Source organism: Desulfobacter postgatei 2ac9 (genome assembly GCF_000233695.2).
Taxonomy (GTDB): domain Bacteria; phylum Desulfobacterota; class Desulfobacteria; order Desulfobacterales; family Desulfobacteraceae; genus Desulfobacter; species Desulfobacter postgatei.
Genome location: NZ_CM001488.1, coordinates 1,053,740 through 1,075,653, shown reverse-complemented (window position 1 = coordinate 1,075,653; position 21,914 = coordinate 1,053,740). Strand labels below are relative to the sequence as shown.

The window sequence follows — 21,914 nt, the reverse complement described above, 5'->3', positions numbered from 1 at the left end:
ATTTTGATGAGGCCCATGGCCGAAAACCAAGATTCTAATCAAAATATGAGGTGAAGAAATGAACAAACGATTTTATTTGCTGAAAATACAACTGCTTGATATCGAACCGGCAATCTGGCGTCGTTTTGTGGTGCCCGCCAGCATTACACTGGACCGGCTGCACGATGTTATCCAGATTGTCATGGGTTGGACCGACAGCCATCTGCACGAATTCACCATCGGTAAGAAACGATACACGGAATACCCGGAATCGAAAGAAGACGGGCTGGTCTGCGGCAGATACCGTCTTGGAGATCTGATCAAACAGAAAGGCCGCACCTTTGGTTATCTGTATGATTTCGGGGACAGCTGGGAGCATGAACTTGTTCTGGAGGAAAGCCGTTATTTCAATCCGGAACTCAGAACGGAGCTGGTCTGTCTTGAAGGCGAACAGGCATGCCCTCCTGAAGATGTGGGCGGCGTACCCGGCTACTTTGAATTCTGCAACGCCCTGAAGGACCCGAGCCATGAAGAACACGAAGGTTACATGGAATGGTCCGGCGGCGATTACGACAGTGAGCGGTTTGATTCCGATTCTATCAATTGGGAATTGATGAAATACCTCCGTTGGTCCCGGGACAGGTATCAAAACTGGGGCGGCGTTGAATGAAGAGGGATAAAAACAAGCAACGTCAAAAAGCTGGAAAAAAAGAGACATCCATTGATTATGATGTGACTGCTCAATCCACCGACCGGGAAATCCTGCAGGACGCTGGAAGGGTAACGGCGGAAATAGCCAAGGCCCACGCCGAAAGCGAATTTGAAAAATACCGAATTCAACGCCCGGACTATTATTAATAATCCGTATGAATAATTGGATATTGGCATTAAACGGCAGGACAGTTACATGCCATTACCCTGAGACCATGTGCTTTTCTGTAGCCCCGGGAATGGTGATGGTGAAGCATGTCCCCTTCCCCCGCCGACTTTCCACCTCAATACGGCCGTTGTGGTACTGGACAATATGCTTAACAATGGCCAACCCCAGTCCTGTACCGCCCTGGTCCCGGCTTCTGCCCTTATCCACCCGGTAAAATCGATTGAATATTTTCGGCAGATGCTCTTGATCAATGCCAGGCCCCGTATCTTTGACCTGGATTTCTATATCGTGGCCTTTTTGTTCTGCATGAATGCTGACACTTGTTCCGTCACTGCTGTACTTTACGGCATTGTCCACCAGATTAAACACAGCCTGCTCCATGAGCGTGGGGTCCACCATGGCGGCAACGCCTTCCGGGCAGTGAACGTCCACGGTTACGCTCCGGGCCTGGGCCCTGTCCGCGCAAAACCCAACAGCCTTTTGGATCAGGCCGGCCAGGGGATGGGCCTCAAACTGAACATCGGTCCCTTTAAGGCGCTCCAGTCTTGCCAGAGCCAGAAGGTCATCAATCAGGCTGACCATCCGGTTGACGTTTTTTTCGATGATCCCCAGAAACCTGCCATACTGGGCCACGGAATCCTGGGATAAGGTGCCGCCGTTGTCCGGCATCATCTCCAAAATGATCTCAATGAAGCCTTTGATCGCGGTCAAAGGCGTTTTTAATTCGTGGGAAACATTTGCCGCAAAATCCTTGTGCATGGTTTCAAGCAACCGGATCCGGGTGATGTCACGAAAAATGATCAGGGTGCCCATGCGCTTGTCCTGGGTGTCGTACAAAGCCGTGGAATGGATATTGAGCACCATTCGCTCGCCTCTGTCAATCACGATATCATCTTCCACAGGTTCACTGGTGGCAAGGGCCTTTTTAATGAATACCTGCAGGTCATAATTTCTGGCAACCTCAAGCACATGCTTTGTTTTGAGAATCTCCGGAGAGAAGTCAAATATTTTGGCAGCAGCCTTATTGATGGTAATGATCTGCTCCTGAGCGTTAATGGCGATTACGCCCTCCTGCATACTGGCGTGAACCGCTTCAAGTTCTTGACTGTGGTTTCTGGTATCTATGATCTTTTTATTAAGTTCTGAGGCCATAAAATTCATAGCCTCGGCCAGTTGAGCCAGTTCTTCGGTATCGGGATAGGACAATCGATGGGTCAGGTTACCCATGGAAAACGCCTGGGCCTCTTGACGCATCTGCTCCACGGGATTAGTGATGCGTCTTGAAACATACAGGCTTGCCAGGGCCGCGGCCATGGTGGTCAAAAGCAGAACCAGGACAATTGAATTGCGCATGGCCTCAACCTCGGCATCAATACCTGAAAGTGAGACAGCCGTCCGGATCACAGCGGGGTCAGACCGGTTGTAAACAATGGGAAGGGCAATATACATCATGTTTTTATCAAGGGTGTCACTGTAGCGTACGGCCACACTCTTTCCACCGGAAAGCGCCTCCTGAATCTCAGGCCGTTTCCTGTGATTTTCCATAGTTTCCACCCTGGCAAAGGAGTCACCGATCACCTCCCCTGAATGCAGAATCACCGTAATGCGGGTTTGAATTTTTTCTCCCAAAGTTTTGCACAGGGCATCAATATTCTGTGGCGACAAGCCATCCACATACAGGGCTTGTGCAAACCGGTCCTGCAACAAAGAGGCCCTGACCACGAGTTCGCGCTGGGCGGTTTCAAGAAAAAAATTTTTAAAATAGCTGGTTGAATACCAGGCTTCAACGGTCAGGGACAAAAGAATAATAACCAGAAATGATGGAAAAACCCGCCAAATGAGCTTTGTTTTTTTACGGTGCATGAAGTCTATTCCTTAAACCGATATCCCACACCCCGAACAGTTTCAATACACGATGAATAGGCACCCAGTTTTTTACGCAGCCCCACGATAATCACATCAATACTGCGCTCTGTCACTGCATAATTTTCACCGTGGATGGCATCCACAATCTGCCCCCGGGTAAACACCCAGCCTTTTTTCTCCGCCAGAAAGGAGAGCAGTTCAAACTCGGACAAGGTCAGTTCAATAATTTTACCTTCAATGGTGACCTGGTGTTTGGCCCGGTCAATGACCATATCCCCTTCCTGACGGACACGGACCGGCGCTTCACCGCCGTTCTCCCGGCGTCGGCGCAGGATGGCGCGAATCCGTGCCGTAAGCTCCCTTGGACTGAAAGGCTTGGATATGTAATCATTGGCCCCGAGTTCCAGACCGGCCACGATATCGGACTCCTCGCCCTTTGCCGTGAGCATCACAATGGGAATATGCATGGTGGTATTGTTGTTTTTCATATACCTGGTAACTTCAAGCCCGTCAATTCCGGGCAGCATAAGATCCAGCACCATGAGATCCGGGCCGGACTGTTTGGCAATTTTAATGGCCTCTTCCCCGGTCATGGCTTGAAGTATATTGTACCCCTCGCCCTTGAGATTGAATTTTATCAATTCAAGAATGTCTTCCTCATCATCAACAATCAATATGGTCTCTTTGGACATTTTTTATTTCCGTGTTATTTTTTTATTAGAATTCAGGAATGACGGATAATCTCACCTTCTATCAGGTAAATGACCTCCTCTGCGATATTTTTAGTGTGATCGCCCACCCGTTCAATATGCCTTGAAATCAGATACATATTAATAATTTCCTCAACCTGTTCCGGATTCTTGCGTATGGCATCTTTCATGACACTGTAGGCTTCATTTCGCATGGTATTGACCTGCTCATCCATTTCCCGGACTTTATATGCCAGATCTCTATCCAGGCTGACAAGGGCATCCAGACTGAATTTAAGCATTTTTGCCGCCTGTTCGGCCATGGCCGTGTAGTCATATTGAAAGGAATTTGAACTTTGGCCGCTTGTCTTAAAACGCCGGGCAATGTTCACGGCATAGTCGGCAATACGCTCAAGGTCATTGTTGATTTTGATCACGGCGGTAATCAGCCTTAGATCCGTTGCCACAGGATGATACAGGGCAAGGGTTTTCACGCATTCCTCTTCGACCTCAATCTCCTGGGCATCCACCAGGTAATCGGTTTCAATGATCTCAATGGCCTGCCCAAGATCTTTTGTCTTGACGGCATATATGGCTTTTTTGAACCGATCTTCGACCATGGCACCAAGAGATAGAATCTCGTTTTTGATTTTGTGCATGGCCCGGGTAAGCTGGTTTGTCATAAACGTCCTTCATATTTTTAAAAAAGTTTCACGGATAATCAATGTTAGTTTTTTACCCTGAAATCATTAGAATTTCGTTAGAATTGTATTAACGAGGAATTAATTTTATTAAAAAATATGTTTTTCAAGATAGAGGGTATTGCCCTTTTTGTTATAACTGAAACGGTCAAAATAGGTTTGCATGATACGCATGCCCCTGCCGTGGTCAGCTTCATCAGGGAGTACCTGGTCCTGGACTTGCACCCATTCAAAACCCGGCCCCTGGTCGGAAATCTTCATACGAAGCCATTCGTCCCCGCTTATGTCCAGTTCCATGGAGACAAGTTTATCCAAATCGTATTTATTGCCATGACGCACGGCATTTGCCATGGCTTCGCGCATACCTAAATTGACGGCAAACAAATGGGGGAAAAACTTTGGTCCCTTGGATCTAAGAAAAAGAAGGACTGCGGCACAGGCCGTATCAATATGTTCCATGGTGGAGGAAAACCGTATGAAGAGACGATCTTTCTCCTCTTTGATTTCATAAAAACCCAGGATATCAGGCATCATCACACCTCAATGCATAAAAGAACAATATCATCCTCGGGCATGGGATAGCCGTTAAAAATCCGGGAAATGAGTGTGTTTGGGAGAAGGGAAAGGTTAATCTGCCCCACCCCCTCAAAAACGGATAAAAGCCGTTGCACCCCTGCAACCCATGATATTTTCTTTTCTTTGGATTCCACCATGCCATCTGAATAAAGAAAAAACCGGTCCCCTTCATTAACTGAAAATCTTTTGATACCAAAGGCAGCATCGGTGAACATGCCCAGGATATCTCCCGGAACTTTGATAAAAAAAGGTTTTTTACCCTTGGGCATGTAAATCACAGGGGGATGGCCTGCATTCACCAGGGTCATGATCCTGGTGCCGCGATTGAGGTGCATGTAGCATGCGGTGAGATATTTGTCTTCCGGCAGAATTTCCACAAGCACGTCATTGATCATTTTCATGCTCTCACAGGGCGAATATAGCGGGGTGCAGTTCTGGGCCAGAAGCGCCTTGACAGATGCAGTGGTGTAGGAGATTTCAATATCATGTCCCGAGGAATCCGCCAAAAAATACCCGGTGATCTGATTTGAAATATTTAAAATATCATAAAAATCTCCGCCCGCCTCTTCCAGGGGCCGGTAGAAAACACTGAATCCGGCATTGGGAAAATCTTCGGGCCTGGGCAGCAAGGCATTCTGGGCTTGGGTTATCTGGCGCAGCTTTCTGGCCTGTTCATGCACCAGGGAGTTGGTGGCAATGGAAAGTTTAAGGTGAATACGCACCCGGGCCAGGACCTCTTCGGGATGAAAGGGCTTGACGATATAATCCACGGCCCCAAGTTCAAAACCCTTGAGCTTGACATCCACTTCGGACACACCCGTTAAAAAAAGCACGGGGATGGTGACGGTGGCCGGATCATTTTTAAGCTTCCGAATAACTTCAAATCCGTCTTCATCCGGCATTTCAATGTCCAGCAGGATAAGATCCGGATGTTCTTGCGCAGCTATACGCCTGGCATCAGGTCCATTATCCGACAAAAGGGTATTATACCCCTCCTTGGTCAGGACTTTCTCAATGAGCTTCAGATTCAACAAATTGTCATCAATCACAAGTATGGAATATGCGTCGACCATATCACTTGCCTGACAGACTCTCTTCAAGCTTTTCTAAAAGGTGCTGCATTTCCAAAAGCAGATCCTCCAAACCGTCAAGCCGGCCCGCCCGGGTACGGGTCTCCATAACCGCTGCCAGCTGAGAAAGACTTTCAAATCCCAGATTCCCGGAGGCGCCCTTTATGGAATGTGCCACAAAACGAATGGATTCCGGATCATTCTCGCGGATACCCCGACGGATTTTTTCCAGATCAGATGTCAGGATACCCGCCAGAAGGCGACCCAGCTTTTCGGCTTCATCGGTATCAATGCTTAGGAAAGACTCAATATTCCGAAAATTCATGAAATTACCCTAATTGTTTCTAATAATTACAGCTTAAACCGGCTGACCATCTCATTAAGACTTTCCGATAGTTTAGATAATTCCAAAGCACTCTCATTGATCTGCATGCTTCCGGCTGTGATCTCGTCAGCAGACTGGCTCACCTGATGGACATCTGCGGTGACCTGTGCAGCTACGGTGGAGGTCTGGTTGACGTTTTCATTGACCTCCTGAACACCGGTGGCTGCCTGACTGACATTATTGGAAATTTCCTGGGTTGTCGCAGACTGCTCTTCTATGGCCGTGGCAACTGATGAAACAATGGAATTAATATCGTCTATAATTTCAACGATTGCTTTTATCGCCTCAACAGATTCCGTGGTGCTTGTCTGAACCTCACCAATTTTCAACCCGATTTCTTCAGTCGCCCGGGCCGTCTGCTTTGCAAGTTCCTTGATTTCACCAGCCACCACAGCGAACCCTTTGCCCGCCTCGCCGGCCCTTGCGGCCTCGATGGTTGCATTCAGTGCCAGAAGATTGGTCTGTTCGGAGATATCGGCTATGGCTTCCGTCACTTTGCTGATCTCAGCAGCAGCCCTGCCTAACGCATCCACTCTCTGGGAAATGTGTTCGGCTTTTTCAACCGCCTGGGTCGTGGTCTGGCTTCCCTTGGCTGTATTTGATGCGATTTCATTGATCGTTGCGGACATTTCTTCTGCTGCGGCGACAATCATCTGAAGGTTGGCACTTGTCTGCTCTGTGGCGGCGGCGACACTGTTCATCGCCGTTGCCATCTCTTCTGCGGCCGAAGCAACGTTATTGGCCTTTTGGGATGACCGCTCGGCCCCGGAGGTCATCTGCTGGGACACCGCAGACAGCTCCGTGGAAGAAGATGTCAGTGTCTGAATACCCTGGGAAATGTCATTAAACATATTTTTCAAATTGGTTGTCATCTGCTGCATACTGGCATACACCCCGGTGAGCGGTTTGCCGGTCGTTGGGAATTGATAGGTCAAGTCTCCTGCAGCGATCTGGTTGGCCACATTGGCAATTTCAGACGGATCATGGCCCAGCAGCGCCATAATGCCTTTAACAAACCACAGTACAGCCAGTACGGTCAAAACCAGAAAGATGCCGCCGGCAGCAAGAACCATATTCCGGATAGAGACCACAGAGGCTAAAAACTCCGATTCATCCTGGGTGACCACAAGACTCCAGCCTGTGGCAGGTACGGGTGCGAAACCGGCGATCTTGTCAGTGCCTTTAAAACGATATTTTTCAACGCCTGCTTCCTGGGCCAGTGATCTTCTGGCAATCTCCTCCATGCCGTCAAGCTTGGACACATTGAGTTTGAAAATATAATCCTTTACAGGGTGAGCGATAAAAACACCGTCTTTAGCCAGCATAAAAGGATAGCCGGTTTCTCCAATTTTCACCTGTGTAATCTCTTCAGACAGAACGGAAAGTTTTACAGACACACCCAGAATCCCGGCAAATGAACCGGAGTTGTCCTGCAACGGAACGGCAACCACAAAGATGTTCAGCCCGCTTGCCTTTGAAATAAGAGGCTCACTTATGACACTTTTGCCCGATTTGGCAGCCTGGAAATAGTCCCTGTCTGCCAAATTCATATTTTCCCGCCTGTATTTGCCATAATCACTGTCAGCGATCACCTGGCCGGATGAATCGGTAACAAAAAAGAACACATAATTTTCTCCAATCTTTTTATAAACTGCTGCCAAATAGGTCTCTGCAGCGGTCAACGCCTCTTCATTTCCAGATCCTTTGGCTATTTCCCGGATAGAGGATTCCGATGCCATGGCCTCGGCTTTCCCGACTTCCTGTTTCATCGAAAGGTCCACCATGGTTGCAAGATTTTGGGCGGTAAGCTTGGCCTGTCCCTCGGCAATACCGACCAGTGCGGTGGAAGATTTGATGATCGAAAATACCCCCACAACGACCAGTGGCAGGATTGCCGCCACCACACCACCAACGATTAATTTTGTTTTTAATGTCATTTCTATTATTTCCTCCTTTGTAAGTCTCTCTTGATTTTTATCATTTTAAATGCATGCAGTTCATAATAACTACAGCAAAGGTCATGCCAGCGGATAAAATTTTAAACTTAGACTTTTAAAACAGTGTGTTATATATATCTATGACTTTCTTGTTTCCAAGAAACTAAAATATGGGGGAAACGGTGCAAAGCCAATAAATTTTAATTTTTTACAAGATAACATATAGTTTGAAGGATTGAAATTCCCTGTAACAAAAAAAATCATGCTTGAAAGCCGTTTATAGGCTGCATTCATTTGATATTGGACCAATTGATCAGATGCAGCCTGGCGTCTGTCAAAACAAGCTCACCTTCCGGCAATGCATCCTCAATTCGAGTTTTCAACCTCCTCCTGAGTTCATCGTTTTCGCTCGCATGTAATATTATTTTCATCCTTGGATATCCCTTTTTTCCTATCAATTTTTATATATACCAACTACAAAATCAGCAGAAAGTATGCCAAAGTATTTTTTCATCTTTTTTTTGTTAACGAAAACTCAAGTAGACATACGTTTTTCAGATTCTCTGGTCTTTACCGAACACTTCAGTTAAATGGCTTTGCCTACTGCGGGACAAAAAAAATTACCGGGTTGACAAAACGGGTATCAGGTGATATTTAAATTCTATTGTCAATCAACTTCTTCTTCTTCTTTTTCTTCTTTTTCTTTCTTTCTTTTTTTTTAAATAGCAAAGCCATGAGACATATGAGACATAAAATAAAATATCCGGCGATTCTATTTTTTGTTTTTCTTTTTTTTACCCCATTTCTTTCTGCTGAAATCTTAGATGAAAAAATCGTCACCATCACCGTCGCCAAAAAAGACAATCTGGTCAATATCAGCAAGACCTGGCTTGAGAATCCCCATGACTGGAAAAGAATTTCAAACTTCAATCAGCTTAAAAATTTCAACCTGATATATCCAGGGCAGCGTATAAAAATTCCGGTCAAACTGCTCAAAGGGATTCCCATGGAAGGGGTTGTCACATTTATCAAAGGTGATGTCTGGGCCTGCCCGGAGGGTACCGAGGCCAGATCTGTTTTGAAAAAGGCAGATGTGGTGGGCCAGGGTGCTCAGATTGAAACCGGGAAAGAAAGTGCAGTGGAAATCACATTTGAGGACGGCAGCGCTTTTTTTCTCAGGCCTGAGACCCGGGTCAGCATCAGGACCGCAAGGCAGCGGCAGCCCTATTTTATGATCCGCAGGCTTTTTGTGCCTGCCGGACGGACAATGATGCATATACAAAAGAGTACAGGCGGGGAGTCCCGGTTTGAAATTCATACCCCATCTGCGGTTTCCGCAGCCAGGGGAACCCAGTTCAGGGTGTCTGTGGACAATGATAAAACAACACGGACAGAGGTGCTGGACGGTATGGTCGGCGTTGCAGGAACCGGAAAAGAGGTAATGCTGGATTCGGGCCAGGGGACCTGGGTGGAAAAGGGAAAACAGCCGAATACGCCCCAAACGCTTTTGCCGCCGCCGGCCCTTGAGGGGCTGCGCCCTTTGTACCAAAGTGTGCCGATAGACTTTTCCCTTGCCATGCCCCAAAAGGCTGTGGCGGCAAGAGTAATTGTCGCAAAAGATCCTGAAATGAAGGATGTCGTCAAAGAGGTTGTAGTGCAAAAGGGTGATCCTGTGCCAAAGATCATGCTGCCGGACGGCAATTATTACTGCCAGACTTTGAGCATGAGTCCGGCAGGACTTGAAGGTATTCCTTTAGCGCCTCAAGGTTTCAAGGTCCGAACCAATCCTTTTCCGCCTTTTGTTCAACGTCCTGTTAACGGCGAAGAATTGAAAACAAAACGGGTGGAAGTGGAATGGCTGAAGGTGGGAGATGCCGCCTCCTACAGCGTCCAGGTGTCAAAAGAATCGGATTTCAAAAATTTATACAGGAATATTGAGGGTATCACCGGCACCCGCCAATCCATTGTTCTTGAAGAATATGGCGTTTATTATTTAAGGGTTTGCGCCATTGCCGAAGATGATTTCAAAGGGTTATGGTCGGACGCAATCTCCTTTAGCGTTGTTGAACCGCCAAAGGCACCCGAGGGCATGGCGCCGGCTGTGGACAAGAAGACCATCACTATCAGGTGGCAGGAGATGGGACCCGATATGACCTACCTGTTTCAAATGGCCAAGGATCCGCTATTCAAAGAAGTTCTGCTTGAGAAAACAACCAATGTATCCGATGTCCGTTTTGACAGGCCCAAAAAGGGAGGCACTTATTATGTCCGGGTCAGGGCCGTTGATCCGGACGGGTATGAAGGGCGGTTTACTCCGGCCCAGGCCTTTGAAATAAAAACTTTTCCCTATGCAGATGTAGGAGCGATTGTAACATGGGTAATCGGCGCATTGATAATTATTTTATAGAACCATTGCGGATGTAGTCCATGGGCGCGAAAAATTTTCAAGGAGATATTCTGCCGGGGGAGGAACCTTTGTTTGGCCGCCGCTGTCTTGCCCTGGGCCTTATTTTCCTGGTTGTGGCGGGCCTTTTGGATGTCATGGGTTTTTTCAACGGCATAGACGATTACACCTATGATTTTTTTTTCAGGCTCAGGGGAACCACTGATCCGCCACAACAGATTCTGATCGCGGCGATTGACGAAAAAAGCCTTGAAACCCTGGGACGATGGCCCATTGAAAGGAAGTACTACGCCCCTTTCCTTGAACAGACAAAAGAGGCTCTGGGTATTCTTTCAGACATTATTTTTGCTGAACCTGCCATGGGCGACAAGCTGTTCAAAGAGGCACTGGCCCGGTTTCCTCATATGATTCTGGCGGCCTACGTGAACCGAAGCGGGCATCTTGTGCTGCCCGCTTCCTCTTTGGGACATCCGCCCGTGGGCCATGTCCACATTGAGCCGGGAATGGACGGGGTGGTCAGAGAGATATGCCACACCCTCATCCTTGACGGAAAAGAGTTGCCTTCTGCAGCTTCTTCACTTTACAAATTCATGACAGAAGACGAATCGGCGACACCGAACCAACTGAAAAGTGTCGATAGCCATGGCCTGAATGGCGCGCCTTTGTATAGTATTCTCCAGACACAGAAAAGGAGGATCAACTATTACGGTCCGCCGGGCACTTTTCCCAGCATTTCATTTTCCGACATCCTGGAAAATCGGTATCCACAGGATTATTTTAAAAACAAAATCCTGGTGCTGGGCCTTACTGCCGCCGGGGTGGATCAGGATCACCTGAGCTGTTTCAGCCAGAACAGGAACCGCATGGCCGGGGTGGAACTGCAGGCAACCATATTGGGTAATATCCTGGACCGCTCATACATTCGAACCATGGGCCCGATCCGGCACAGGACCCTTGGGGCCCTTTTTTTTCTTGTCACGCTTCTGTGGATGTCAAAGCGATCGGGCAGCCGGGCGCTGATGACGGGAGCCGCTCTTTTCATCGGAGTGACAGGTGGGGCCTTCGTTCTATTATCCTTTTTTCATTTCTGGGTGCCCCCCGGGATTTTTTGGGCTGGTGTTGCAGGGGCGCAGATATTTGGTCATATCGTTCATCTGGAGATCATGGGGCAAAGGCTTGCTCAGGCCCGGCAGGACTGGCAGACCTCCTTTGACGCCATTGACGATGCCATTATCATCAAAGACAAACTTGGACAGCCTGTATTGTTCAATAGGGCGGCCTCTTCCGGGGCGATGGAGGTGCTGGAACGGCATGGGCAGACAGAAAATCCCGGACATGCCCAGATCTTTGATCCAAAGCTCGACCAATACTTTGAGATTCAACAATTTTCTCGTCAGGGAAAGGATGGATCGTCCGCCGGCAGCGTCCATGTGGTGCGAAACATCACTGAAAGCACCCGGCTGCGGCAGCAGCAGACAGCCATGCAGGAACAGTTGAGCCAGTCCGAAAAAATGGATGCCATCGGTGCCCTGGCCGGCGGTATTGCCCACGATTTCAACAATATTCTTTCGGCCATCATGGGGTACACCCAGCTGGCCAAAGATGAGATCCAGGATAACAATAAGGCCGCCGAGTATCTCGAAAAGGTACTCAAGGCATGTAGCCGCTCAGCAGAGCTGATTTCCCAGATCCTGAGCTTCAGCCGCAAATCCCCTAAAGAGCGCGCCCCACTGATGGTTGGCCCCATTGTCAAGGAAGTCATCCAGCTGCTCAAATCTACCCTGCCGCCGACCATAACCCTGACAGCCGATCCCGGAGGAAATGAGATGGTCACAGGAGATCCGAGCCAAATCTATCAAATACTGCTGAATCTGTGCACCAATGCCTTTCAAGCCATGGGAAATCAGCCCGGAAAAATAACCGTGACGGTAAAGGGCATTGAGGTGGACAGGCAGACCCTTGTCCCAGACCTTGAACTTTTGCCGGGAAAATATGTGCAGATCAGTGTTGCAGACACAGGGCCGGGTATCCCGGAAAAAATCCGGGGCCGCGTTTTTGAGCCTTATTTTACTACCAAGGAAAAAGGTTCTGGCACGGGTTTAGGCCTTGCCACCACCCACGGCATCGTGAAGAATCACGGGGGCAGCATCCGGTTTGACTCCAGTGAAAACAAGGGGACCTGTTTCCATGTCTACCTGCCCCAGGCAGAACAGATTGAGACGAGCAGTCTTGCGGACGAGCAGGGTAAAGGGCAACAGGCTCTGGGACGGCTGCTGCTGGTGGATGACCAGGAAGAACTTGTGGAAACAGGCCGAGAGCTTTTAACGGGCCTGGGGTATGAAGTTGAAGCAACCACTTGTCCGGAACAGGCCTTGAAGGATTTCCAGAACCGGCCTGAGTTTTTTGATGCGGTCATTACCGACCTGCACATGAAAAAGATGACAGGGATACTTCTGGCCGAAAAGTTGCGCAGGGTTCGAAAGGATATCCCCATTGTCCTGTGCACTGGTTACAACTACGCCATGACAGAGGAAGCAGCCAATCAGGCCGGCATCAGCGTTGTTATTAACAAGCCTTTTTTCGTTACGCAGCTGTCAAAGGCAATCCAGAAGGCCATCAGAGGGCATCAGGGACAGCTTATTTAAAATTTGACTGTTTGGGAGATAAACCGCCCCCTGCTTCGTCTTTGAGTTCTTTATTTTTAAAATCAACTTCAAACCCGGAACTACCAAGCTTATGAAAAAAGACACCCACCAGTTTATCCAGGAATATAACGGCATTGGTGCCTTTGGCATGGACAGGACAAGTGATGAGGAGACCATCATGTTCTATATGCAGAAATTCAGTGAGGACGCCTTCATGAAAACCCTTCTGCCAAGACTTTCCCACCAGGAACTTGAAGAAATTTATGATTGGGTCAATACATACTTAAAAAAACACATTTCCGAAAACGAATACCACAGCCTGTTTTTGAAAGACCGTTAGTTTTTACATCTCTTTAGTTCTTTGGCGTAAGCACCAGAAAATAGAGTTGCCCCCTGGCCACCATGTGACCGGCAGTGTAATCGGCCCAGTCACCGGCACCGCAGAACAGATCCACCCGGCCCGGCCCCTTGATGGCACCGCCGGTATCCTGGTTGAGCACGAACAAAGACGCCCTGGGCCATGCCTCTTTGGGTTGCCCCACGCCGGCAGGCAGCGCCGTTTGGATAAAAGCCAGCCCCCCTTTGGGAAAAAGTTTGGTGTCCGTGGCAATGGAACGGACAGGCGTTACGGCGACATTGATGCAACCAAAGGGGCCGCCCTTGCCTTCCTTGAAAAACACAAAGCTGTCATTGGTAAACAACACCTCATCCATGCGTTCCGGATGGGCCGTGAGCCATTCGCGTATGGCCTGCATGGACATCTTTTCCTTTGGCACCTCGTTGTTATCAATGAGATATTTTCCCACAGCACTGTATTTTCGGCCATTAACCCCGGCGTAATGCAGGCGCATAATCTCGTTATCGGGAAGCGCCACCCTGCCCGACCCCTGAATCTCCAGAAAAAACCGGTCAATACGGTTGGCCAGCCAGACCACGGGCCGGGCTTTTTGTGCAAAATCGGGCTGCTTGTTGATCTGCTCCCGGGTATAATAGGGCAGAATCCTGCGGGAGTTTGAATCAACACGGGCCATGAGCTGTTTGTGCCCTTTATATGCATCTGAGAAAGCCGACAAATCAATCTGGAACAAATCATCGGGCATGGCGTAGACCGGCCACGGATATTGCGGCCCCGGGGTGCGGCTGCCCGGATAGGTGGGTTCAAAATAACCGGTGAAAAGCACATCTTTATTTGGGCCGCCCACACTTTTGTACACTGTATACGATTTCCGGATAAAGCGGTTCAGATCTTTGGGCGACGGCTTGGTATCAAGGAACGCTTTAAACGTTTCAAGGGAAGTGATCATATGGGCGGCATTATACACATCCTCACCATAATTATAGGTCCGATTTGCCGGCACACGCTTAAAATAGACGAGGCTCTGGTCAATGGAGACCACAAGATCTTGAAAAAACAACGCATCCGTAAATTCGGGCAGGTCTGAGCCAGCCACCTTCACCAACGGATTTTCCCGGGGATGTTCCATTTTTTTCTGACTCTGGCACCCCAAGGTCCCGGCAAGCGTCAGGATCAGTAACAGATAAAGCACGCGTTGGTATAGTGGCTTGCGTTTCTTATACATGTGCGTATTTCCACAATTCAGACAAAACCCTACAGGTCTTTGTTCAAGGTTATTCATCAGTCTCATCACCCGGACTCCTTTCTTTTATACGGTTAAGGGTCAGAACAGATCCAGACACAGGTTCACAATCCGGCAGACCGGCACTGGAGACGCCTAAATTTTCAAATTTCCGGGCCGAAACCAGCACCCTTTTTTCCATGGCACCCAGGGTGCGGTTAAAGGTGGCGGCGGTGCGCTCAATATCCTTTCCCAGGCGGTTCATGTGTCCGGCCATGGTGGAGAGCCGCTCAAAAAGCTCCAGACCAAGTTCCCGGATGGCCCGGGCGTTTTCATGACCTGCCTGCTGAAGCCACACATAGGACACGGTTTTCAGCAGGGCGATCAGCGTGGTGGGCGTGGCCAGAATCACGCCGTGGCTTACCCCCTTTTCAATAAGATCCGGCCGGGCCGCAAGGGCGGCAGAAAAAAAATTTTCCCCGGGGATAAACAGGACCACAAACTCAGGGCTTGGGCTAAAGGCGGCTGCATAATTTTTCGATCCCAGCTGGATAATGTGGGCCATCACCTGGCGGGCATGGTCATCAAGTCTTTCTTTCTGGGCCGCTTCATTCGTTGTTTCCAGGGCATCCAGATACGCCATGAGCGGTACCTTGGCATCCACCACAACCTGACGGTTGCCGGGCAGTTTCACCACCATGTCCGGGCGAAGCGCCCCCTTGCCGCTCCCCTGCACGCCCTGTTCAATAAAGTCACAATGGTCGACCATGCCGGCCAGTTCCACTGCCCGTTTCAGGGTCACTTCCCCCCATCTGCCCCGGACATGGGGCACCCGCAGGGCTTTAACCAGGTTATCCGTTTCTTTGGCAAGCTGGTGCTGGATTTTTGCCATATCCGACAAATACTGACTGATGGCGCCAAAGGCCTGGCTTCTGTCCTTTTCCATGGTGCCAAGCCGCTGTTCATAGCGGTCTAACATGCGGTGTACCGGATCAACGGCCCGGGTGAATGCCTCCTCTTTGACCTTGAAATCCTGATGGGCTTCCCGCACATAACCGCTGAAATGGGACTGGGCCATGTCCATGAAGTGCCGGGAATTTTCATAAAGCGCCTTGTTGGACAACGCCTTGAACCGGTCTGAAAAAAAATGCATGACCAGTTTAACAAGAACCAGAGCTGTTAAAAGGCCTAGTCCAAACCCTGCCCCTAAGAAGGCCAGATTCCCCGTGCTGATGGTCATGTGGGCAAAATCAATCATGCAGATGTTTCAGGTGCCGTGTACGTGCCGCTTTTTCCCCCGGATTTAAAGGCCAGATGAATGTTGGATATCTCCATGCCCTTGTCATAGGCCTTGCACATGTCATAGATGGTCAGGGCCGCAACACTGACAGCGGTCATGGCTTCCATCTCCACCCCGGTTTTTTCGGTCAGCGACACCTGCGCCTCAATGTGAATACAGCTGTTCTCCTTATCCTCAGAAAAATCCACCCGGGCATGGGTGATGTTCAGGGGATGGCACATGGGAATCAGGGACCAGGTCTGCTTGGCCGCCATGATCCCTGCAATGCGTGCTGTTTCCAGCACATTCCCCTTTTTTACCTTTTCATCCACAATCGCGGTCAGGGTGTCCGGGGACATGAAAACCCTCCCTTTTGCCACGGCAACACGTTTTGTGGGAGGCTTTTGGCCCACATCCACCATCCGGACACGGCCCTGGCCGTCAATATGGGTAAAGTCGTTCACATCAACACCTTTAAACGTTTAACCCAATCAGGCAAACACTTGGGTTTTGGCCGTGGCTTCTGTTTTTATGCGGTTCAGGGCCAAGGTTAGGGCGTCAATCACATGTTCCCGGATATCGCCTGCCACGGCCAGAAACATTACGTCATCGCCCACCATCAGCGGCATATCCGAATTGATATGCACCAGCACCTCCACAATACCGGGCATGGCCCGGGTCTCGTTTATAATCCGATCCAATTTTTTCCGGTCTACCGTTAAAGTCAGACCCGTGACAGGCCGACCGTCCCGGGAGCTGTCCCGGACCACCCCGTTATGGTAAAGCACCATCCCGGCTTTGGAAAAATCCGGGTGATTTCTCATCTGGTTTATCATTGCAGGTAAATCCACGAATCCTCCTTATATATTTTCTCTTTACCCCCGTCCATACCCCGGGTCTGAATGCTGGGCCATCCCCCTGGCTGTTTCAAGGTCGGCAGGCGTGTTCACATTAAACTTAAAACGCAAATCCGGGTCCAGGGATTCAAGCGTTTGGGGCGGAATCTGCCGGACCCGTTCAGGCTTAAAAAATTTTTTGATCATAAACACCTTTTTTTTAAGATTGGTCTCAATTCTCGGCATACAGGATTTATGATACAAAGCGGACAAGGGTTCAAGCCCCTCCCAGGTTCTGGGTATGATAATCTGTTTTCCGGGACTTCTTTGCGTCAGAAGGTACCGGATGATCTTCTCGCTGACAAAGGGAACGTCACAGGCCGTTACATAGCTCCAGTCAAAGCCGGCATGAAACAGGCCGGCATGAAGCCCTGCCAAAGCGCATTGGGAGGGGTCAATATCCGTTACAATCAGGGCGTCGACATCTAAAAAAAGGGCCGGCTCATTAACCACCAGAATCACTTCCTTAAACATCATGGAAAACAGGGTATGAATCCGGGCCAGCATGGTATGTGTCCCAACCTTGTGAAATGATTTGTTTATGCCGGGAAACCGGCTGTTGCGGCCGCCGGCCAGGATCACGCCCGTGCAGTCTATTTTTTCCAATGCCTTTAATCCCTTCTGCGTTTATTTCTTCCGAAACCCTTAATGATAATCTTCATTATATGAATCCGGATAAGAAACAGCAATTCTAAATATGAATATTTATTAGTTGAAAACTCGCACAAAGACACCAAGACACAAAAATTTTTATTCTACTTTGTGCCCCTTTGTCTCTTTGAGGCTTTGTGCGAGAATAAAATTTAGAATTGCCGGATAAGAAATCAAGGTGTTGCCGTGCTAAAAAAAAGATGGTAGAAAAAACTTTTAGGCCATATCCGAACACGTAAAAAGGCATATCATGACAAAAAAAAAGAGCATTCTTAATGATCAGGATTACAAACGGATCATCACCCGCATTGCCTACGAAATTATTGAAAAACATAAAGGGGTAAAAAACCTGGCCCTGGTGGGGATCCAGACCCGGGGAGATTTTCTTGCAAAACGCCTGGCCGATCAAATCGCAGCCATTGAAGGTACAACACCGCCTGTGGGGTCCATGGACATCAACATGTACCGGGACGACTGGACAAAAATCAGTCACCAGCCCACGGTAAGGCCCTCGAACATCCCCTTTTCCGTGGATGACAAAGAGATTATTCTGGTGGATGACGTGCTTTTCACAGGAAGAACCATCCGGGCTGCCATGGAGGCTTTGATGGATTTTGGCAGACCCGCCCGCATTGAGCTTGCCATCCTGGTGGACCGAGGTCACAGGGAATTACCCATCCAGGCGGATTATCAGGGTATTTTTGCGAATACAGAACCCGAAGATATGATCCATGTCCATGTCCTTGAACAAGACAATGAAGATTGCGTTTACAGGGAACTAAAAGACTCATGAGTACCCACGCCCATCGGACATCGTTGCCCAGGCATCTCAAAATTGCCATATTGTCCATCTCCTCCACCAGAACTTTTGAAAATGACAAAAGCGGTTTATGGATAAAAAAACAGGCAAAAAAAGAGGGGCATGACGTGGTGATTCACCAGGTGATCCCCGACGATATAAATGCCATCACAGAAGCGCTTGAGCATATTATCGGGCGCATAGTCCCCCATGCCGTCATCATGACCGGCGGTACCGGCATCAGTCCCAAAGATGTCACCATAGAAGCGGTTCGGCCCCTGTTTGACAAGGAACTGACAGCCTTTGGGCCGGTATTTGCCCAGCTCAGTTTTGAACAGATTGACTCTGCCGCCATTTTGTCCCGGGCCACCGCAGGCTTTATAAAAGGCACTGCGGTATTCTGCATGCCCGGCAGTCTGAACGCCTGCAAACTGGCCTGCAGCAATCTGATTTTCCCGGAACTTGGACATTTGATTAAACATGCAAAGGAATAGGTTATGAAAGAACTTGACGCATTATTAAACGACTGGAAAGATAATGACAACCAGACCCGCAAGGCATTTACCGAGCTTGTGGATCACGTAAACACCCTGTCCGACATCGCTCTTGAATTTGTCAGCCGGCCCGGGGTAAGTTACTCCTTTCGCCCCCGGCATACGGCCCAAGCCAAACGCCCGCTCTTTGCCATGGTGGATGTCATTGATGATGACCCGGAGGACCGCTGGCTGTCTATCTGTTTTTACGCGGACCTGGTCACCGATCCCCAGGAGCAAGGAGACCACGTGCCCGAAGGACTTCTGGGCGAAGACGCATGCTGCTTTGATATGTATGAATATGATGAGCAGGAAATAGCGTTTCTAAAAGAAAAGCTCACCGAAGCACACGGCAACGCCCCGGAATAGACACTTATCCAGGGACAATACTATTTTTTGAAAAAAATAGTATTGTCCCTGGATGATTCACACAGAAAAGCGGATATTTAAGATATCTCCGTCCTGGACCACGTAATCTTTGCCCTCCACATAGAACTTGCCGTTCTTTTTCAATTCCGCTTCGGAACCAAGTTCCATGAGTTCATCGTACTTGAACACCTCGGCCCGGATAAAACCGCGCTCAAGGTCTGAATGGATGACACCGGCGGCTGTGGGGGCCTTAGACGCCTTTCTCACCAGCCACTGCCGAACCTCGTCTTTGCCCACGGTAAAAAACGAGATCAGATCCAGGGACTTCAGGCAAAGCGCAGTCAAAGACTCCAGGGCTGTGGAGGTAATACCCAAGTCCTCAAGGAACGCCTGTTTTTCCTCGGCACTGTCCAGCATGGCGATTTCCGCCTCCACCTTGGCCGATACCAGCATCGCCTCTATGGCAAGGGCATCGCAACTGCCTTTAAAGACCTCCAGAATACCTGTATTGCCAAGGTCATGTTCGGCCACATTGACCGCAACCACCAATTTTTTCAACGTGATGAAGGGGTAGGAGCGAATCAGTTTCTCCTCATCCTCGGATAACTCAAGCAGGCGAAGCGGCAGTTCCTGTTCCAGATGGGCCAGCATCTTCTCCATAAGGACCAGTTCTTTTTTCTGGTCTTCATCCTTAATTTTCTTGACCATGGCAGAGAGCCGCTCAATGCGCTTTTCCACAAAAATCTGGTCGTGCATCACAAGCTCGGAATTGACCATGTCAAAATCGCGCAGGGCATCCACACTGCCTTCGGCATGATAAACAGCCTCATCTTCAAAAGCCCGGACCACATGGCAAACCGCATCCATGTCGGATATATCTTTAAAAATATCTCCTTTGGAAATGGTTTCAGCCTCCATTTTAGGCAAAAGTACCAGGTCAAGACGCGCCCTGACCTCCTTTTTGGGGGCATACATCTCCACCAAGCGGTCAAACCTGGAATCCAGAATGTCGGCGGTGCCCGGGACCGGCTTAAATGCCTTGGCCGGATCCGTAATCTCGTTGCCGGTCAAAATCTGAAACAATGTTTTCTTCCCTGTCTGGGGAAGTCCGATAATGCCTACCTTCATTTTTTTATGTTTATCCTCTTTTAAAGCGTCATAGTTAAAGTTTCAAAGACCTTTGCCGGCATCACCCTTTTTTTCACGGGATCGCGTTCAACCCGGGCAGCCACATGGACCGGATCATGGGGAAAGACCAGCAGGGCATCTTCGGCAACGGCACGGTCCAGTATCTGTTTTTTCTCGTCCACCAGCTTTTCGGCAAACCGGTCATACCCCATGGTGATGGGCAGGTTCACCCAGGGCAGTCCCGGGATAAGATCGCCTGTGTAAATAACGGTACCGCCCCGGGCCTGAATCAGGGAGACCAGCATCCCCGGGGTGTGTCCCTGGCTCTGGAAAAATTCAATGGTCAGGGCGCCCACAGTCAGGCGGTCCCCACCCTGCTTTAACACGAGACGCCCTGTGGCCTGCAACTTTTCAGCAAGACCCGGAATAAATGAGGCCCGGTCACGGGGATGTGGGGATTTTGAGCGCCTGAAATGCTCCTCTCCCACCACGAAAAGGGCATTGGGGAAAAGCAGGGCCGGTTCCCGATCCGGTTCCCAGGCGCTTAAAAGTCCGCCGGCATGGTCAAAATGAAGATGAGACAGAACAACATGACTGATGTCTGAATCACTTAAACCCTGTTCTGACAGGGCTTTGAGCAAGATATGCGTCTCTTCTTGGACGGCAAAACGCGCCTTCATGTCAGGAGAGAGATATGCGCCGCATCCTGTCTCAAACAATAAATTATAATTTCCGGTTTTGACCAGCAGACAGTTTGAAGCGATATCAATCATGCCCCGTTCATCTGCCCGGACCCATTTCTGCCACAGGGCTTTAGGGGCGTTGCCGAACATGGTGCCGCCGTCCAGCCGCATACTGTTGCCCCGAATAACAATAAATGACGTTTCCTGCATCATGGTAATCCCCTTTGGGTGGTTGATTCAGTTCAAGCCAAAGTGATTTTTCGCTTTTCCGGGTCTGGATGACAGCGGTAAAGAACAGCCACATGGCCGATGGTTCCGGCAAGATGGCATTTAAGCCGCGCTGAAATCTCTTCCATAAGAGCAGATTTTACATCCTTTTCCTTGTGATCAATAAATTTTATCTTAATCAGTTCGGATGCGTTCAGGGCGTTGTCCATCTCCTGGATCAGGGCTGTTGTCAGGCCCTTTGCCCCCACAAAGGCTGAAGGATTTAAACTATGGGCAAGGCCCCTTAGATATTTGCGCTGAGCGCCGGTAAGTTGTGTCACGTTCGATCCTTAAATTAAAGTTCATCTTTCAGGTCCGGCATATTATCATAAACCTGGGATTGTGGATACACCGGGCTCTGTTTCTACGTTAATAAAACTTGAACGATCATCGTCAATGACAGAAGAAGGAGCCACTGCTAACAGGGATTCCAACGTTTTAATATAGACAGATTTTAGGATTGAAATTGGATATAAATATTGAGTACCCGTTTTCATTTTTCAGGTGCTTGATGGTTATAACCATTAAAATAGCCTGGGGTTCTAAATTTAGCGTCTGGGAGATTTCGCTTTTGACTGAGAGCCTGTTGATAAAAGCGAT

General features: G+C 49.1%; 24 protein-coding genes. 8 read left to right on the top strand and 16 right to left on the bottom strand.

The window, feature by feature from the left end:
• The first annotated feature begins 58 nt into the window (after nt 1-58).
• Both DESPODRAFT_RS04935 and DESPODRAFT_RS20525 read left to right on the top strand, forming a co-directional pair.
• On the top strand, nt 59-649 hold the full coding sequence (locus DESPODRAFT_RS04935) for a plasmid pRiA4b ORF-3 family protein (RefSeq protein WP_004071803.1): 591 nt from the start codon (nt 59-61) through the stop codon (nt 647-649).
• On the top strand, nt 646-837 hold the full coding sequence (locus tag DESPODRAFT_RS20525; RefSeq protein ID WP_040015851.1) for a virulence RhuM family protein: 192 nt from the start codon (nt 646-648) through the stop codon (nt 835-837). Before DESPODRAFT_RS04935 ends, DESPODRAFT_RS20525 begins: the two co-directional genes overlap by 4 nt.
• Nucleotides 838-892: 55 nt before the next feature.
• On the opposite strand, the gene DESPODRAFT_RS04925 is transcribed toward DESPODRAFT_RS20525, so the two are convergent.
• The 8 genes from DESPODRAFT_RS04925 to DESPODRAFT_RS19875 form a co-directional block, all read right to left on the bottom strand.
• A complete protein-coding gene (locus tag DESPODRAFT_RS04925; RefSeq protein WP_004071802.1) occupies nt 893-2,722 on the bottom strand; it encodes a sensor histidine kinase in 1,830 nt (609 codons plus the stop codon).
• A 5-nt stretch (nt 2,723-2,727) separates the two neighbouring features.
• Nucleotides 2,728-3,417, bottom strand: coding sequence for a response regulator (locus DESPODRAFT_RS04920; protein WP_004071801.1), 690 nt, complete (start codon nt 3,415-3,417; stop codon nt 2,728-2,730).
• A 32-nt stretch (nt 3,418-3,449) separates the two neighbouring features.
• On the bottom strand, nt 3,450-4,097 hold the full coding sequence (gene phoU / locus DESPODRAFT_RS04915; protein ID WP_004071800.1) for a phosphate signaling complex protein PhoU: 648 nt from the start codon (nt 4,095-4,097) through the stop codon (nt 3,450-3,452).
• A gap of 108 nt (nt 4,098-4,205) precedes the next feature.
• Complete coding sequence (locus tag DESPODRAFT_RS04910) at nt 4,206-4,649, bottom strand: ATP-binding protein (protein ID WP_157488411.1); 444 nt, start codon at nt 4,647-4,649, stop codon at nt 4,206-4,208.
• Nucleotides 4,649-5,764, bottom strand: coding sequence for a PP2C family protein-serine/threonine phosphatase (locus tag DESPODRAFT_RS04905; RefSeq protein ID WP_004071798.1), 1,116 nt, complete (start codon nt 5,762-5,764; stop codon nt 4,649-4,651). The genes DESPODRAFT_RS04910 and DESPODRAFT_RS04905 overlap by 1 nt, the downstream gene beginning before the upstream one ends.
• Nucleotide 5,765: 1 nt before the next feature.
• Complete coding sequence (locus DESPODRAFT_RS04900; RefSeq protein ID WP_004071797.1) at nt 5,766-6,086, bottom strand: Hpt domain-containing protein; 321 nt, start codon at nt 6,084-6,086, stop codon at nt 5,766-5,768.
• 26 nt (nt 6,087-6,112) lie between these two features.
• Nucleotides 6,113-8,083 carry a methyl-accepting chemotaxis protein gene (locus tag DESPODRAFT_RS04895; protein ID WP_004071796.1) on the bottom strand — a complete coding sequence of 657 codons (1,971 nt, stop codon included), beginning with the start codon at nt 8,081-8,083 and terminating at the stop codon, nt 6,113-6,115.
• 290 nt (nt 8,084-8,373) lie between these two features.
• Complete coding sequence (locus DESPODRAFT_RS19875; RefSeq protein ID WP_004071795.1) at nt 8,374-8,514, bottom strand: hypothetical protein; 141 nt, start codon at nt 8,512-8,514, stop codon at nt 8,374-8,376.
• Nucleotides 8,515-8,825: 311 nt separating this feature from the next.
• Here DESPODRAFT_RS19875 and DESPODRAFT_RS04885 point away from each other — a divergent pair, with 311 nt between their 5' ends.
• From DESPODRAFT_RS04885 to DESPODRAFT_RS04875, 3 genes are all read left to right on the top strand, one after another.
• A complete protein-coding gene (locus tag DESPODRAFT_RS04885) occupies nt 8,826-10,490 on the top strand; it encodes a FecR domain-containing protein (protein WP_004071794.1) in 1,665 nt (554 codons plus the stop codon).
• Nucleotides 10,491-10,510: 20 nt separating this feature from the next.
• On the top strand, nt 10,511-13,132 hold the full coding sequence (locus DESPODRAFT_RS04880) for a CHASE2 domain-containing protein (RefSeq protein ID WP_004071793.1): 2,622 nt from the start codon (nt 10,511-10,513) through the stop codon (nt 13,130-13,132).
• 91 nt (nt 13,133-13,223) lie between these two features.
• Nucleotides 13,224-13,472 (top strand): hypothetical protein, encoded by a 249-nt coding sequence (locus DESPODRAFT_RS04875; RefSeq protein ID WP_004071792.1) that lies wholly within the window; start codon nt 13,224-13,226, stop codon nt 13,470-13,472.
• Between the two features lie 13 nt (nt 13,473-13,485).
• Here DESPODRAFT_RS04875 and mltA read toward each other — a convergent pair whose 3' ends face one another.
• Genes mltA through mobA form a run of 5 tightly spaced genes read right to left on the bottom strand, consistent with a single transcriptional unit; the run spans nt 13,486 to nt 17,490 of the window.
• The gene (mltA, locus tag DESPODRAFT_RS04870) at nt 13,486-14,778 is read right to left on the bottom strand and encodes a murein transglycosylase A (protein WP_004071791.1); all 1,293 of its coding nucleotides are present in this window, start codon (nt 14,776-14,778) and stop codon (nt 13,486-13,488) included.
• Entirely contained in the window at nt 14,762-15,967 is a 1,206-nt protein-coding gene (locus DESPODRAFT_RS04865) for a DNA recombination protein RmuC (protein WP_004071790.1), read from the bottom strand. The genes mltA and DESPODRAFT_RS04865 overlap by 17 nt, the downstream gene beginning before the upstream one ends.
• Nucleotides 15,964-16,452 carry a cyclic pyranopterin monophosphate synthase MoaC gene (gene moaC, locus DESPODRAFT_RS04860; RefSeq protein WP_004071789.1) on the bottom strand — a complete coding sequence of 163 codons (489 nt, stop codon included), beginning with the start codon at nt 16,450-16,452 and terminating at the stop codon, nt 15,964-15,966. The genes DESPODRAFT_RS04865 and moaC overlap by 4 nt, the downstream gene beginning before the upstream one ends.
• Before the next feature lie 27 nt (nt 16,453-16,479).
• Nucleotides 16,480-16,839 (bottom strand): molybdenum cofactor biosynthesis protein MoaE, encoded by a 360-nt coding sequence (locus tag DESPODRAFT_RS04855; protein WP_004071788.1) that lies wholly within the window; start codon nt 16,837-16,839, stop codon nt 16,480-16,482.
• 24 nt (nt 16,840-16,863) lie between these two features.
• Entirely contained in the window at nt 16,864-17,490 is a 627-nt protein-coding gene (mobA, locus tag DESPODRAFT_RS04850) for a molybdenum cofactor guanylyltransferase (RefSeq protein ID WP_004071787.1), read from the bottom strand.
• A gap of 295 nt (nt 17,491-17,785) precedes the next feature.
• On the opposite strand from mobA, the gene pyrR reads away from it, so the two are divergent.
• From pyrR to DESPODRAFT_RS04835, 3 genes are read left to right on the top strand one after another with little or no spacing between them, the layout of a single operon-like run.
• Nucleotides 17,786-18,328: a bifunctional pyr operon transcriptional regulator/uracil phosphoribosyltransferase PyrR gene (pyrR, locus tag DESPODRAFT_RS04845; RefSeq protein WP_004071786.1), complete on the top strand. Its 543-nt coding sequence runs from the start codon at nt 17,786-17,788 to the stop codon at nt 18,326-18,328.
• Nucleotides 18,325-18,828, top strand: coding sequence for a MogA/MoaB family molybdenum cofactor biosynthesis protein (locus DESPODRAFT_RS04840; protein WP_004071785.1), 504 nt, complete (start codon nt 18,325-18,327; stop codon nt 18,826-18,828). Before pyrR ends, DESPODRAFT_RS04840 begins: the two co-directional genes overlap by 4 nt.
• A 3-nt stretch (nt 18,829-18,831) precedes the next feature.
• Complete coding sequence (locus DESPODRAFT_RS04835; RefSeq protein WP_004071784.1) at nt 18,832-19,236, top strand: hypothetical protein; 405 nt, start codon at nt 18,832-18,834, stop codon at nt 19,234-19,236.
• A 57-nt stretch (nt 19,237-19,293) separates the two neighbouring features.
• On the opposite strand, the gene ychF is transcribed toward DESPODRAFT_RS04835, so the two are convergent.
• From ychF to DESPODRAFT_RS04820, 3 genes are read right to left on the bottom strand one after another with little or no spacing between them, the layout of a single operon-like run.
• Nucleotides 19,294-20,364: a redox-regulated ATPase YchF gene (gene ychF / locus DESPODRAFT_RS04830; RefSeq protein ID WP_004071783.1), complete on the bottom strand. Its 1,071-nt coding sequence runs from the start codon at nt 20,362-20,364 to the stop codon at nt 19,294-19,296.
• A gap of 20 nt (nt 20,365-20,384) precedes the next feature.
• Complete coding sequence (locus DESPODRAFT_RS04825; protein WP_004071782.1) at nt 20,385-21,260, bottom strand: MBL fold metallo-hydrolase; 876 nt, start codon at nt 21,258-21,260, stop codon at nt 20,385-20,387.
• 29 nt (nt 21,261-21,289) lie between these two features.
• Nucleotides 21,290-21,595, bottom strand: coding sequence for a YhbY family RNA-binding protein (locus DESPODRAFT_RS04820; RefSeq protein WP_004071781.1), 306 nt, complete (start codon nt 21,593-21,595; stop codon nt 21,290-21,292).
• Nucleotides 21,596-21,914: the final 319 nt, after the last annotated feature.